The organism is Methanosarcina soligelidi, from assembly GCF_000744315.1.
In the GTDB taxonomy this organism is placed as follows: Archaea; Halobacteriota; Methanosarcinia; order Methanosarcinales; family Methanosarcinaceae; genus Methanosarcina; species Methanosarcina mazei.
Map to the genome: position 1 here is coordinate 1926068 of NZ_JQLR01000001.1, position 15342 is coordinate 1941409.

Consider the following 15342-nt stretch of genomic DNA (forward strand, 5'->3'; position numbering starts at 1 on the left):
AATCATCAAGTTCAGGTTAATTGTTAATTTCAGTCAGTTATTAATTTCTAGTAATTGTTAATCTCAGTCAGTTATTAAGTTCAGGCTAATTGTTAATTTCATATCAGCTGTTAATTAAAGTGCTGTCCCGGTATCAACTAAATGTTAAGTTAAAGCATCAGTTCAAAATGTGAAGGCAGAATATGAAGGTTTATCTTGAGAGTTTTGGCTGTTCTGCAAGTCAGGCATCAGCCGAGATAATGAAAGCGAGCATTAGGAAGCTCGGGCATGAATTATTGAGCCCTGAAAATGCGGGGCAGGCAGAGGTCTATATCTGCAACTCCTGCACGGTGAAATACACAACAGAACAGAAAATTCTCTATAAAATACGCAGCATGGGCGAGAAAGGCGTACATGTGATTGTTTCAGGCTGCATGCCAGAAGTCCAGCTTGAAGATATCCTCCATGCAAACCCTGAAGCCCATATTCTTGGCGTGAATGCGGTTTCCCGCCTGGGTGACCTTATTTTCACCATTGAACAGAGAAAAAAGACTGGAATCCCCGGAGGAGAACGTCTGGAAATCCGGACCTCCGAGCCTCAGGGTTTCCTGAATGTCCCTCGCGAGCGCTCAAATCCGAACATCCATATCTGCCAGATCTCCCAGGGCTGTAATTTCGCCTGCTCTTATTGTATAGTAAAGCATGCAAGGGGTAAACTCCTCTCTTTTCCCCCTGAAGAAATAATAGAAGACATCCGCTCTGCAGTTGCAGACGGCTGCAGGGAGATATGGCTCACGTCTCAGGATGACAGCCAGTACGGCATGGATACGGGTGTCAAACTCCCTGAACTCCTGCGTGCGATCTCAGAAATTCCGGGTGATTTTAAGGTAAGGGTCGGCATGATGAATCCCTTCTCTGTCCTCCCTATTCTGGACGATCTGGTGGATGCCTTTGATTCGGATAAGATTTTTAAACTTCTTCACCTCCCGATTCAGTCTGCCTCGCATTCGGTCCTGAAAAAAATGAACCGCCTGCATAAAATGGACTCCGTGAATGAAATTATTACGAAATTCCGTGCCCGCTTTGAAGACCTTTCCCTCTTTACCGACATAATTGTCGGCTTCTGTGATGAAACCGATGAGGATTTTGAAGAAACCATAGAGTGGGTAAAAAAATACCGTCCCGAAAAGATCAATATTTCCAGATATTCACCCCGCCCGCATACAAAGGCATTTTCGTTCAGGAATCTGGACTCCAGAATTTCAGTAAAACGCTCTCACCAACTTCACAAAGTATGTGAGCAGATAAAGATTGAATCCAAAAATGAAATGATTGGCTGGAAAGGCAGAGTTTTTGTCTCAAAATACACAGAGATCGGAGATGTTCTCACGCGTACGGACTCTTACCGCCCGGTTGTGATTAACGGCTCAGATCTCAGACCCGGTCAATACGATGAAGTGGAAATTACGGGTGCAAAGCCCGGTTACTTCCTTGGAAAAATCACAGGTTAAAAGTAAAGTTTATTTTTCCTTTGCTTTTCATTTTCCTCTCTTTTATTTACCAGGCTTTTATTTTCTCATTTCTCTGGATTTTATTCACCCAAAATTTATTCTTATTTATATCAGCTCCCAATCGGAGGTAAACTATTTATGCATACAACTCTCTAATATTTTTTATCTTATACTTCCAATTCTTTACAATCTTCTATTTTCGGGGTGAGAGAGATAGCTGGTAAACAACCTGCAAAGCATTTCTTTTTTAAATGTTCCTGGCTTTTTCAGGATACCAGTGCCTATATCCCTTACGCCGTAATAGGAATTTTCATTGTTCTTATTGCAACCTTTACTTCTGTCTATCTCCTGAAGATGGACAGCGAGGTTGCCGAAACAATATATACTACAGAGAAAAGCGATCCAAGGCAGGAGGCTATCAACCTTGCCGCATCTGACCTCTCTCGCTGCCTTAATTACGCAGGCATGGAAGCCCTGGAATGGCAGGGAGAACATCCTATAATTCTTCCCGAAGGGTCTCCTGTCGAGAGGTTCTCTGAAGATAACTTCATGGCAACTCCGCAAAACCAGAACCTTGAGAAAGGAGACACTCTTCAAATTTCCATAAACCTGCCCTCAGATGTCTGGGGAAGAGTCGAGTCCCTATGGAAAAACAGGGATGTTGTCCTGGTCGTAAATGACTCTGCAGGGCAGCAACTCAAACGCGTGAATTACGGGCAGGCTACCGGCTTTCTTCAAAAAGTTTCCTTTTATGAATACGTGGAAGTCCCGGAGAATTCAAAAGCCGGCTATGCATCCATTGAGCTCTATTACGGGGATGAACTCAAAGCTTCCGACTGGTTCCAGATTGAAGCAGGCCCCATAAAGGACATCACGGCAGAATCTTTCAACCGGCTGCTTTCGGCAAACTATCAGGGCAACAGCCACACATTCATGGGATATGCCATTAACGTCGAACCCGATATAGAACCCGAGCAGATAAAGATAAGAAAAGTAAACGGGACTTTGCAGCGGGAAATTTTCCCCTCTGACAAAAATTACACGATTTACTATATATTCGAAATTCCTGTTTTGAATTACACTCTTGTTGACCTCGAGTCCGGAGAGACATATAACATGAGTATGAACCTCTCCACTCTCATCACTTCAAGAGAACCCCTGCTTGAAGAACTTGTAAAGGAATACGAACTTTCACTCAAAACATCTTCAAGCCTGGACTCTACTTCAAATCTCGTTCTGGGGGCGACAAACCTCAGGACTTTTATCTATGGTCCCTGGCAGCATTATGCAAACGGGCCGCTGAATATCCTTACCAATCCTGCCCTTGCAAGTTCGGTCAACGGAGCGACGCTATATACTCAGAAAAAAGTCTTTGACTCGGTTGACCCTCTTGCTCTCACGTACACGACTTACTACAATGGAAAGGTCCTGTATGAAGATGTCTGCGATTCCGGCAGCTTAAAAGCAGGTTCGGGCTTGATGAATTCAACATTGGGTAATTCAACCGGCTCGAATAGCTCTGCGTCTTCCTACGAAACGGATAAAGGCGTGAACCTTACTACAGCGTATTCTTCTCTTGCAGAAAACAGGTCTTTTTCCCTGGATGTGGAGGAAGGCATTGAAGAATCCCTTGTAGAAGCAAATACCTCCTATGATAATCTTTCCGAATACTCGGAAATCGAAGTTTCAGCTTCGGACTATACACAGGGAGTTCTCGACGGCTGGGTCTTCAATGACCATGTATGGACAGAGGAAAACCCTGACCTTATCCACACCGTTACAAACAGCGTTTACACGGCTCCGGTCCAGGGCCAGATCCTGAGAGACGGGTTCAGTTCTCCTTCTCCTCTGGCTTCAACAATCACAGTGGACTTTGACCGTGATTCGGTTTCATACAGCGGGCACACTGTTAACTGGAATGCTGATTATTTTGCCTCCGGAACACATTCAGGGTCGCGTATCCCATCTTACTCGTGGAATCACCATGTTGCGAATTACTATTTTAACACCATGTATCCTGATATCAATCCTCCCAGAGGAAAGCTGAAAAGCTGGTATATTACGGATGCCTCCGTTAGATTGAATTCCGTGGATATAACCAATGTAAGGGTTGTACCCCATTACGAATACAGGGCTAATGACAGGCTTGTTGCCGAGCGCAGGACGGATGACGGCTATCTCAGCGGGGAAGATCATACATTTGATTGGGGAGTCCGTTATGATATTTATTATAATATCAGAACAACCTGGAAAATTGATTATGACTATACCTACACATATTCCTGGCACACTGTAAACCATAATGCAGATGGCACCACGTCCATAGAAACACATTCGGTTACGGAAAGTGCTTCGAAATTCGAAACGGTAAGCAAAATAGATTTTGAGTCCCTTTTACACTATGAGACCGAATCAGAAAACCTGACAGTAGTATATCACCAGCGTCCACCCACAGGAACCTATTCAGGCATATCGACCTACACTGACCCTATAGAAAGAGAATACAGAAACACAACTCTTTACACAGCCGGTGCAGAAAGATTTGATCCCTGCTGTTCAGACGCAGCAGACAAATATCGTGCTGCTTATGTGGACCTCAGAGCAATTGAGAGTACATACTGGGCTTACCCTGATGGAAACTACCTTTCAAAACGGGGGGTCGTCTGTAATATTCCATCCTGGCTTCACAGGGTTATGGCTGAAGAAGTGCTGGAAATGCTCGATGCCATTGAGAGGGATAACCCCACATTCAATTATTCTCTTCTGGAATCTCCCGGTCAGGATCCGACAGACCTTCAGGTTAAGACTGCCGAAAAATTAATTCGTGATCTCAAATCAAGCCGGGAAACCTATGTAAAGAAAAAACAGCATCTCACTTCAGCCGGAAAAATATACACTTCCAGTGACTCTGCCCGCTATATTGCCAGAAACGAAGCCTATAACAGGCTGCTTAAAGACATCGAGCAGAAGAACAAAAAACTGGATTCCAGCCTGAACTCTTACATCCTTGACGCCCTTGAGGAAAAAGGCCTCAGTACCGGTGCGTTTGACAGCGTAACCTCAGGTCCAATGACTCTTTTCGATAACCCGGCAATGGAACGGGCTGCCTCTGCCCTTGGGCAGGAAATGGGCATCATCTCCACGATGACAGTCACAGGCCAGCCCGAGAGTAAATACAACTGGACAGAAAACCTGACCGTCATTGTTGACCAGAAGCCTAACTACCTCTACCACGATCCTGACTTCGATCTCAGGGGAGAATATGAATGGGCAGACTCCATGGGCGGAAAAACAATCTATCCTCTTGGAGTTCGTAACACCTGCATTTTTACAGCCAACGTCTCCGAAGAAATTGCCGATGCAATATCTTCAAGCGGCGAATATGTAAAAACCGAAACTTCCATGCAGATCAGCCGGAGTATTTCCACCCTGAACTCAGAGGTTAACCTGCTTGAACAGAACCTTAGCAAACAGGGTGTTTCTCTGGACACTGCTCGTCTTGATGCTGACGTGCATAACCTTAAACTGGTCTACGCCCGGGAAATGAGGCTTCAGATTATTGAAGAAGTCACCGGTGAAGTAAGCTCAAATCCTGTTGTTTCCGGCTGGGTCAAAAAAGACCGCGTTCGCGCAGTCACAGCCGGTTATCTTAACAGCCTCTCAGATGAAGAGTTAATCGAAAAGTCCACAACAGACCAGCTTGCAGCCGAGCTTGCTGCTATCATAAAAACAGAAATTCGGAACGCACGTCCATCTGCTGAACCTGATGAGCTAGAAGCTGTTCTTAACAGGGTCGATACAGATGTTAGAATGGGTGTTGCAAACGGAATTTGTGCAGTAACAGTTAGCAAAGGTGAAACTCTTGACATCCTTTTTGGAAAAATTGGCAATGAGCTAAAAAACCTTGCAGATGAGACTGTAGACAAATATTCGGGAGAGATAGCTGATAGTATCACAAAAAGACTGGACAGGACGATGGCAGCTGTTCCCTGCGGACTTCCGGTAATGCCTCCGCACTGGATTTTTACGGTGAATGTCTGGACGTATGAGATTGTGGGGAAGTATCAGACTTTTACTGTTATTGATAATGACAATGAGGTGATTCCAAAGCCTTACTTTGGACATAAAGGGCAGAGGTATGTGAGAGAGCAACAATCTATTACTCTTAAAGGGGAGTATCTAGGTGAAAACAAGCCAGTTAATTTCAGATTCAACGGTTATGCTTCTACAATTGTTGGTCCTAGTCCTAAAGGTGTAGGAGATAAAATAGAAGGTAGTACAGAAGAGTCTGCAGGTTATAAAGATCTATACAATGAATGGTGATTAACTATGAATTCAAGGGTCATTATATGTTCTATATTTATTCTTTTAATGTTAATGGGGGTTGTATCTGCCACTAGCCAATATGGTTCGATTGATGTTTATTACAATGATGAGATATTACCTGGTAAAGAGGTTGCAAAACCAACACTCAAAATTGGAGAACCCTTCAAAGTAAGAATTGAAATGACACTTAATCAGACTAGCACTGTGTTTGTGCAAGTTTGTAGTTTAGGAGGTAATTTCTTTGAAGTCAAAGAAGGTCCGTCAGAATTTGGAAAAACATTTTATATAAAGTCTTTAGACCCTGGAAAGCATGTTTTTGAATGGACACTCGTTCCTACGGATGAGTGGGCTGGGGGGTCGATTCCAATAAATTTCTGGTATCAGATCAACCTTATAGAAGAAGATGAACCTGCTGTAAAAGGAGAATTTACAGTCGCTTACTGCACGATTTCCAACGAACATTACGAAGGCAAAATTCACACTTCTGAAGAGCAGCCAGTTTCAGAAACCGAATCCTCCCCCACATCAGCATCTACTCCAGCCTTTACACTTGTCGGCGCGCTTTCAGTTATTGCATTGGTTTTTGCCCTGTTCCGCAGGTAAAACGCCTGCGGAAAAATTTATTTAGTTACACTTAATCCTTTTTAAAAGTTAGGACCAAAAAAAGTAATTTTTAAGTTAGGATAGGCTTGTCTTTCGGAAAAAATGGATTGTTTGGCCCTTTGACCTACGAGCCTATCTGAAAAAAGTATGCAGGAGTTCTTATTCAAACGCAGTAAACTTTTCTTTTACTGCACCGCACACGGGGCATCTATCAGGGGCTTCTCCTTCGAGAGTGTATCCGCATACCTCGCAGATCTGGACAGGGCCGAGTTCTACATCCTTTCCCGCATTAACCGCATCGAATGCTTTTTCAAAAAGCTGTTTGTGCAGTTTTTCAGTAGCGTAAGACCACTCAAAACTTCTCTGTGCGAGTTTTTCTCCCTGGAATTTTGCTACTTCTATGTATACCGGATACATTTCTTCAATTTCAAAGGTTTCGCCGTCGATTGCAAGTTGAAGGTTTTTCAGGGTGTCTCCCGGCCCGAAAGCTCCCATGCTGTTTGCGACAAAGCCCCCGTTGAGGTGTTTCAACGCCCTGTAATGGTCGCCTGCATGGACATATTCGGCATGAGAGATTGCCCGGAATAAGCGAGCTACGTTTGCGAATTTTTCTTTCTCTGCCTGGTTTGCAAAATGCAAATATCTCATGTGTGCCTGGCTTTCCCCACCAAATGCATTGATCAGATGCTGTTCTGTCATCTTTTTCATTTAAAAAACCCCTTTTCAACAAAATTCAAAGTTCTATATTTTCAGGACTTACGCGATTGTGCTGCCAACAAAAAGTGAGATCCCTGCCATATATCTATTATTTGACAGTAAGCCATGTTATTGCTTTTCAGTTCAACCGTGTAAGTCCGAATTTGCTGTTTATTAGGGTTTGGAGAATAAAAGTGTTTTTGGTTCGGACAGGGCTCAGAAGAAATTTTCCTGAAGGTGCGCTGTTCCGGACAGTGATAATTCTGGATCAGAGGCAGAAATTGCACAGGAAATAATTCAGGAAATAACACCGAAAATTGTTTTTACACAAAGTAAATGTGTGGAAAAGTTAATAATGATATAAATCATAATTATAAAATATGGCAGAGTGCCCATATTGTGGAAGGTCTTTCAGTAGTGAAAAAGGAGTCTCGGTTCACCTGCTTTCCTGTCCGAAATGTTCCGGTTTTGATATGTATAAAAGAGAACAGGGTAAGCAGCGAAAAAATGAAAGTGATAAAATTTTTAAGGCACATTGAGATTTTGGGATAGAAGTAAGGGAAAGAGTTTTCGAATTCTTTGGAATTATTCGTCATTCAGATCCTCTCAGCATCAAGATGTCCTTTCGAAAAAAACATCTTTTTATCTGATGCAAGAATAATGGCAGCAACGGCAGTAATAACCACAGTTTCAATGCACTTTGCAAACTGGGTCATTTGCAGAGCTTCCTGCAAGAAATTGATGGAAACGTGAATGAGAATTGCTGCCAGAACACTTTTTCCGTTTTTTATACAGATCCAGCTGATAATCACTCCCATAGGGATGACGCCGACAAAAAAATTCACTGCATACCAGATGTTTTCGTGGAAAATCTCATACTGATACATGTCCTTGACAAAGATAAGTGGGAAGTGCCAGAGTGACCAGAGTATGCCGAAAATAAGAGATGCCATAAAGAAAGTGTACCTGCTTTGCAGACTATCAAAGGCATATCCTCTCCATCCAAGCTCTTCAAAAGTTGCAGCCAGGAGAAGAGTAAGAAACGCAGGGACAAACCCTGATGAAAATGAGTAACCTTCAGCAAATTGGAATTGAGAAGTCGATTCACCAAATGGAAGAGAAAGAAAGATAGATACCAGAACAGTGAGTGGCATTATTATAAAAAATGCCAGCAGCACTTTTGGCCTTATTAACCTGAAATTAATAAGCCGATTAATAAAATCCTTTTTTAAATCCGAATTTTTGGATGTAGATATCATAAACAGTGAAACAAGAAAAGGAGCCATCAGCCCGGGTATCATTAATAACATATACAGCCCGCTATCATCCTGAAAACTTAAATATGCCCCTGCAAACCAGAGGGTATAAGTTATAACAAAAGTCGCGGTAAAATAGACTCCGGGTTTGTACCTGTAGCTGGGGATCATTTATTCACCCAGATTTAAATGCTGTGATATTGGCCTTATTTTTTGTACCTATATTCATTTTGATAGTCAAAGGTATAAATATTTTCTTAACTTTTTTGGAATTGTATAAAAAATGGCTGTGTGCCGATTTTTCTGTAAAATCATATATTTCAAAACGTTATTGGATAAAAAAATTTCATATAGTGAGATCATTTTTCCCCCTAATATACAAAAACTTGATTTCATATTTAAAGCAAATTAGCAGCACTGCCAGGAGTTATAAAGGAATCCTTGACAACTTAACTTACGTTTACCACAATTGAAGGGAATAAATGGGAAATGGCATTTAGGTTTCCTTTGAGGGATATAACTTTCTTAACCTTGCTTCTGTGGAAATCAGTTAAATACTAATATACAAATCCCTATACCGTAAAAACTAGAGACTGATAGAGACTGATACCATGGATCGGGAAATAAGGATACTCCACACAGCAGACACGCACCTGGGATACCGGCAGTACCACAGCGAGGTACGTAGGCAGGACTTTTTTAAGGCTTTTGAAACGGTAATAAAGGATGCTGTTGACATGCAGGTTGATGCTGTCGTGCATGCGGGGGATCTTTTTGATTCAAGGAACCCGACCCTTGAAGACCTCCTTGAGACCATGAACATCCTGTTCCGGTTGAAGGCTGCAAACATACCTTTTTTCGGAATTGTCGGGAACCACGAGAGCAAGCAAAGTACCCAGTGGCTTGACCTCTTTGAGGAAATGGGGCTTGCGGAGAGGCTCGGGAAAAAACCGAAGCTGGTCGGAGATGTAGCAATTTATGGGATTGACAGCGTCCCGAAATCCAAAATTCCTCTTTATGATTACTCAGGGTTTGAAATTCCGGGACCTCTGCCGGAAAACTGCAGGAAACTGCTCGTAATGCACCAGATCGTGCAGCCTTTCCCGTATGCGGACTGGGACTGCGCTGAGGTGATAGAAAATCTGCCTTTTAAGGCTGATGCAGTTCTCCTCGGTGACTACCATGAGTATGAGAAAATAAAGGTGGGGGAGGCATGGGTCACATACTCGGGGAGCACGGAACGCAACAGCGCATCTGAAAAAGAGCCCCGTTCTTACAGCATTATCACTCTTTCCGGGGAAGGGCTGGAAATCAGTAGAAGGACGATCCCTACCCGAAATTTCCTTTTCATTACTGCAAAAGTTGACGGGGAAGAAAAGCCTTTCGAACAGATTTTTTCTGCCGTAAACGAGCACCTCGAAGAGATTCCTGAATCCGTGGTATTTCTGGATGTTTCAGGAGACTCGGGTTCAGTCCTCTCCTTCAGTGAAATCGAAGAATACCTCCTGAGCAAAGGAGCTCTTGTGGCAAAGGTCAAAGATGCAAGGGTGAAAGAGGGGATTCCGGAAGAAGTTATTAAGGTCGCATTTCATGACCCTGACAGGGCTGTTGCCGAAGAGCTCCGCAGGATGAGCTTAAATGACGGCGGGCTGATAGTTGATGAAATTATCCGGAGCCCGGATGTGCCAAGGTCAAGGGTTGATGAAGAGACCGAGAACCGTCTTCTCGGGTTGATCGAGGCAATAGATTTCAAAGACCCGGATTTCATGATAAAAATCCCTGTCAGTCATGTCAGTCCGGTTGACCCCTCCAGGTCTGTCAGCTCAATCGAGTCTTCCAGGTCTGTCAGCCCAATCGACTCTGTAAGTGCTGTTAGTCCTTCCAGCTCTGCCATAATCAAAGAGCCTGAAGAATTTAAACCGGCAGGTGCGGCTGAAGAAATTGAAAATCCCGAGCCTGCAGGAGTAACTGAGTTTACGGCAACAGTTGCAGCGAAATCCGAAACCCTGAGGGTTCCTGTGAGAATTCAAAGGTCTGAATCTCTCAACGAGTCCCTCAATAAGATTTTTGAAAAACATGATGAAGCCCCTGAATTACCCGAAACCGCCGGTTCAATTGCCGGTTCTGCGGAAACAGCTGCAGAAGGAGAAATTTCTGAAGTAACTCCTGATTCCGGAGTCATTACTGCTCCCCCATCCAGTTCAACGGTTAGTTTCTCAGATAACTCCCAGGCTGGTTTCTCGGCTATCTCTCCGCCTGAAAGCACTCCGTCGCCTGAAATTTTGAAGGAAAATTCTGAAGCAACTGTAGAAGGAAAGCCTGTGGACGAAAAGCTTTCTGAAGAAAAGCCTGTTGGGGTTCCGGATAAAGCCACAAAATCTGTAAAGCAGAGCCATAGGAAAGGAAAAGAAAAATCTGCCGTTCCCAGACAGTATAACCTTGGTGATTACCTGTGAAGCTGAAAAACCTGTACATAGAAAATATCCGGAGCTATAAAAAGCTGGACTTCGCCTTCGAAGACGGAGTAACTGTAATTTCCGGGGTAAACGGAAGCGGGAAATCAAGTTTGCTCGAAGCCTGCTTCATGGGGCTTTTCGGGAGCAAAATCCTTTCAAAAGACTTTGTGCTTGCTGATATGATCTTCAAAGGGGCGGAAAGTGCAAAGATTCATCTTGGATTTGAACACCTTGGCAGGGAGTATCTCATTGAGCAGGCTTTCAGGTATTCTTTAAAAAGTGAAAATGCTTCGAACTCAAGATGTGTGCTGTTTGCTGATGGAGATAATATAGTTGACCAGGCAACCCGCACCTATGAAGAAGTCTGTGCCCTCCTGAACATGGATGAAGAGGCATACAGGAACTGCGCGTATATCCGGCAGGGGGAGATTGACGTCCTTATCAATGCAAAGCCAAAGGACAGGCAGAGAATGATTGATGACCTGCTGCAGCTTGGAAAACTCGAGGAGTACCGCGAAAGGGCAGGGTATGCAAAGACTGCTGTAAGAAGGCTTGAAAGGGATGCAAAAAACAGCTTTCTGGGAGTGAAAGCCGAAATCGAGGGAATCGAAAGCAATGAACCGGTTGCAGCTGTTAACAGGCTCAGGCAGAAAGTAAAAGAAAATGATGCTATTCTCGAAGAGCTTAATAAAAAGAAAGAATTTGCAGCTGCACGTAAAGGAGAACTTGACCTCAGGATTGCCGAATACAGGGAACGCCTGCAGGAAATTGAGGTTTTGAAGCAGGCTATCCGTAAATCTCAGGAAGATAAGGCTGCCTGCTTTAAAGAAAAAGAAACCTTTTCTGAAGAAGTACAGGTGCAAAGGCGTGTTCTGCTTGAACTCGGCGAAGAAAATTCTGGCATGAGGGAAGAGTGTGGTTTTGGAGACCTTGACATTGAAGCCCTGCTCTTGCAGCAGGAAAAGTCGGAATCTTCTGCCAGGGAAAAAGTAAATGCCGGATCAAAAGAACTTGCCCTCCTCCTGAAAGAAGAAGAAACAGGCGTACAGGCATTGCGTGAGCTTGAAAAAGAGAAAGTTGAGACTGAGCGTGTTCTTGTTGAATGCAGATCCAGTATCGGAGCTGCAAATAAAGAAATTGAAGGGTACAGGGCAAATATAAAGCAGCTCGAAGAGGAAAATAAGGGGCTGAGGGAAAAAGCAGGTTTTGGAGCTGCTGGCGAAATTGTTTCAGTCATAAAGGAACTCGAAGAAAAGGAAAGCCTTCTCAGAGACCGGAAAAATGAAGTCTCGACAAAACTTGGCTTCGCTCTTAAGGAAAAAGAATCCGGGGATGCAAGCCTTCGTGAGCTTGATTCTGAAATTCAAAGATGCAGGGCTGCGGTCAGTAAAGGGAAATCGGAGATTGAGGCGCTTGAAAAGGAAATCAGGGACAACTCAAAAGCAGTGCTGGATTTTCAGGAGCAGAAATCTGAAGTTTTTGCAGGGCTGAAGGCTCTTGGTTTCACAGAGGAGCAGCTTGAAAACCTTGAGGATTTCAACGAGCTTCTGCTGGAAAACAAAAACCGTCTTCATGGAAAAGAAAAGGAGCTTGAGGTTACTTTAAGGGAAATTGAAAATACCCTCCGTAAAAACCGGGAACTGCTTGCCGAAGGGAAGTGCCCTACCTGCGGGCAGGAGTTGAAAGGGTCAGGAATTGCATGCACGGCAGAAGAGTGCGAAGAGAAAAAAGAAAAGCTTTCTCTGGAACTTGCTGACATAAAGCTGCAGAGGGCTGAACTTGAGAAAAAGCTCAACCGGCTTAAGGAAGCAAAGAAGCTGGAGAAACAGGCATATGATTATGATATCGAGATTGAAAAGCTCCTTGAAAAGGCAAAAGCCTCAGAAAAACTGATAGATACCCACAGAGCCCGGATAGAAGAAGATTCTTTGAAACTCGAAAGCTCTGGTAAGCGGAAGCAGGAACTTGAAGCCTCTGGAAGCAAGCTCCGTCTGGATATCAAAGCTTTGCAGGAGCAGGAAGAAGCTGCTCAAAAAGTCCATCTTGAAAGTGAAAAAGCTCTCAGGGAGGCAAAAGTTTTTGAAAGAAAGCTGGCTGAAAACGCTTCTGAAATCGAATCCCTGAACGGCAAAATCCGTACATCTCTTGCGCTGATAGAAAATTACGGGCAGAGGCTTGGAGAACTAAATGAAAAGTTAAAGGCATTTGCGGAAAAAGAAACACAGTCGAAAGAAAAACTCGAAGCTCTTGAACTTACCCTGGAAACTGCGCGCAAAAATGAAGAAGAGGCAAAAAAAGCCCACATCGAAAGTGCACGGCTTCTTGGGGAGGCAAAAAAACTTCAGGCTAACCTGCTCCGCATGCAAAATATAAAGCATAAAATATCCGAGTTTGAGGCTGGTATTGGGAACCTCGCAGAAAAGATAGGTTTCTTTGACCGCGAGATTGTGGAGCGCAGTGACAGGATAAGGCAGCTGGAAAGAAAACTGGAAGGAAACAGGCTTGAAGAGCTCCAGCAGAAACGCGTCCTGTTTGAAGAAGCGCAGGTAAATATGACGGAGAAAATCCGGGAAATAACTGCCGAAAAGGATACTCTTCTAAAAGAAATCGGCATGATAGAAAACAGCTTGAAGCGTTTAAAGGAACTCAAAGAAGAACTGAAGGCTCTTGAAAACAAAAGGCTCTATCTTGAAGCCGTATACAATAATGCTGATGAGCTTGAAAACACCTATATGCGCGTCCGGGCTGATATGCGGGCAAGGAACATAGGAGCCCTTTCAATTCTCCTGAATGAGATGTTCAGCTTCATGTATACGAATAATGCTTATTCACATATCGAGCTTGACCCCGAATACAACCTGACGGTTTATCGAAAAGACGGGACCCCTCTTGAGCCCAAACTTTTGAGCGGCGGAGAGCGTGCAATCTTCAACCTTGTCCTGCGCTGTGCCATTTACAGGCTTCTTGCTCTCGGTTTTGGTGGGGACAGGCCTGACGGGCTTCCTCCGATGATCCTTGACGAGCCCACAGTTTTCCTTGACCGCGGGCATGTCAGGCAGCTTTTGAAACTCATAGACATGATGCGCAGCATCGGAGTGGGGCAGATCATAGTGGTTTCCCACGACGAGTCCCTTATAGATTCTGCTGACCATGTCTTCCAGGTTGAAAAAGACCCTCTTACCAATATGTCATCGATTACAAAGATCTGAAATAAACTTTAAAATCCCTTTTTCCAGAAATGGAAAGTAAATAAAAACAGGACCTGTAAAGTGGACAGATTAAAAAGACAGGTAAAAAAGACAGGCAAAAAAGTCAGGCAAAAAGACAGGCAAAAGCCGGAAATTACAAAAAACTTTGTAATATGTAAAAAAATAAAACCTGATGGGAAATTCATCCCATCTTCTTTAAAGCAGGTAAAACGTCTTTTCCGTACCTTTCAAGAAAGTCTATCTGGTCCCCGTCTGCAGAATGAAAATAAAAATGTGTGAAACCTGCATCGATGTACTTCTTTACATATTCTATGTGCTTTTCAGGGTCTCCCGAAATACAGACTGATTTTTGAATAGTATCTCTGCCAACTACCTTGCCGTTTTGAGCAGACATGGCAGGAGTATAGATTTTATTCAGGAAAAGTGCCGGGATCATAGCGCCTGCCCAGTATTTTTTAAAGCTTTCAACCACTTTTTCGGTATCATCTGTATACTCCACAAAAAGCTCCACGGCTTTTGGCATCTTCTCAAAATCTCTGCCTGCATCAGTAGCCCCTCTTCTGACCTCAGAGAGCATCCGTTCATATTCCGGTATCTCAAGAGACCCTCCTACGGTAATGAGGCCGTCTCCATAATACCCGGCAAGATAGGCGCTTTTCGGAACAAGGGAAGAAATGTAGATAGGAATCTCATTTTTGGGCAGGGTATAAAGTTTAGCCTGCTTTGTCCGATAATAGCACCCTTGAAAATCTACTTTTTCTCCTGTCCACAGGCTGCGGATAAGCTGTACGGCTTCTATCATCATTGCCTGGCGCTCTCTAAAAGCCGGCCATTCGAAGGTTATCGGATATTCATTGAGCGCTTCCCCGGTCCCGACTCCAAGGTAGGTCCTGCCTCCAGCCAGAGAAGAGACAGTTGCTGCTGCCTGGGCAATAATTGCCGGGTTATAGCGCAGGATGGGGCATGTAACTCCGGGTCCCAGTTCAATGGTCTCTGTCCTTGCAGCTGCGGCTCCAAGCCAGCTCCAGGAAAAACATGCCTGTCCTTCTTCGCTCCAGGGATGGAAATGGTCACTCACATCTATGCTTTCAAACCCGTTTTTCTCGGCTACAATCGCCTGCTCAAGCATCTCTGACGGTAAAAACTGTTCAGCTCCAATTTTGTATCCTATTTTTAACATATTTGACCCCCGGTATCTCCAGTTATATCTCGGATAATTATATTTTTTGCGTTAATATAATAAGGTCCTGACGCCTCTGATAATGTGGCGATAAAAATAGTACTGGAAGACTCAAAAGGGAAATGA

Annotated in this window: 8 protein-coding genes; 5 read left to right on the forward strand and 3 right to left on the reverse strand. The window is 43.8% G+C overall.

Features of this window, described 5'->3' with window-relative positions:
* Window positions 1–182: 182 nt before the first annotated feature.
* From M886_RS08510 to M886_RS08520, 3 genes are all read left to right on the forward strand, one after another.
* Complete coding sequence (locus M886_RS08510; RefSeq protein WP_048051025.1) at window positions 183–1490, forward strand: tRNA (N(6)-L-threonylcarbamoyladenosine(37)-C(2))-methylthiotransferase; 1308 nt, start codon at window positions 183–185, stop codon at window positions 1488–1490.
* Between the two features lie 204 nt (window positions 1491–1694).
* A complete protein-coding gene (locus M886_RS08515) occupies window positions 1695–5813 on the forward strand; it encodes a DUF7286 family protein (protein ID WP_048051026.1) in 4119 nt (1372 codons plus the stop codon).
* A 6-nt stretch (window positions 5814–5819) separates the two neighbouring features.
* Window positions 5820–6419, forward strand: coding sequence for a sarcinarray family MAST domain-containing protein (locus M886_RS08520; RefSeq protein WP_011034119.1), 600 nt, complete (start codon window positions 5820–5822; stop codon window positions 6417–6419).
* Window positions 6420–6578: 159 nt separating this feature from the next.
* Here the strand turns inward: M886_RS08520 and M886_RS08525 are convergent, their stop codons facing one another.
* Together M886_RS08525 and mmrce1 are read right to left on the reverse strand one after the other, a co-directional pair.
* Window positions 6579–7127 (reverse strand): rubrerythrin family protein, encoded by a 549-nt coding sequence (locus M886_RS08525; RefSeq protein WP_048043868.1) that lies wholly within the window; start codon window positions 7125–7127, stop codon window positions 6579–6581.
* 584 nt (window positions 7128–7711) lie between these two features.
* Window positions 7712–8542 (reverse strand): MmRce1 family CPBP family CAAX prenyl protease, encoded by an 831-nt coding sequence (gene mmrce1 / locus M886_RS08535; protein WP_048051027.1) that lies wholly within the window; start codon window positions 8540–8542, stop codon window positions 7712–7714.
* Between the two features lie 440 nt (window positions 8543–8982).
* Between mmrce1 and M886_RS08540 the strand changes: the two genes are divergently transcribed.
* Together M886_RS08540 and M886_RS08545 are read left to right on the forward strand one after the other, a co-directional pair.
* Window positions 8983–10827 (forward strand): metallophosphoesterase family protein, encoded by a 1845-nt coding sequence (locus M886_RS08540; protein ID WP_048051028.1) that lies wholly within the window; start codon window positions 8983–8985, stop codon window positions 10825–10827.
* Entirely contained in the window at window positions 10824–14036 is a 3213-nt protein-coding gene (locus M886_RS08545; protein WP_048051029.1) for a DNA double-strand break repair ATPase Rad50, read from the forward strand. Before M886_RS08540 ends, M886_RS08545 begins: the two co-directional genes overlap by 4 nt.
* Window positions 14037–14217: 181 nt before the next feature.
* On the opposite strand, the gene M886_RS08550 is transcribed toward M886_RS08545, so the two are convergent.
* The gene (locus tag M886_RS08550) at window positions 14218–15216 is read right to left on the reverse strand and encodes a TIGR03557 family F420-dependent LLM class oxidoreductase (RefSeq protein WP_048051030.1); all 999 of its coding nucleotides are present in this window, start codon (window positions 15214–15216) and stop codon (window positions 14218–14220) included.
* Between the last annotated feature and the right edge of the window lie 126 nt (window positions 15217–15342).

Coding starts and splice junctions, on each gene's coding strand:
- M886_RS08510 (WP_048051025.1), top strand. CDS start 183: ATGAAGGTTTATCTTGAGAGTTTTGGCTGTTCTGCAAGTCAGGCATCA.
- M886_RS08520 (WP_011034119.1), top strand. CDS start 5,820: ATGAATTCAAGGGTCATTATATGTTCTATATTTATTCTTTTAATGTTA.
- M886_RS08525 (WP_048043868.1), bottom strand. CDS start 7,127: ATGAAAAAGATGACAGAACAGCATCTGATCAATGCATTTGGTGGGGAA.
- mmrce1 (WP_048051027.1), bottom strand. CDS start 8,542: ATGATCCCCAGCTACAGGTACAAACCCGGAGTCTATTTTACCGCGACT.
- M886_RS08540 (WP_048051028.1), top strand. CDS start 8,983: ATGGATCGGGAAATAAGGATACTCCACACAGCAGACACGCACCTGGGA.
- M886_RS08550 (WP_048051030.1), bottom strand. CDS start 15,216: ATGTTAAAAATAGGATACAAAATTGGAGCTGAACAGTTTTTACCGTCA.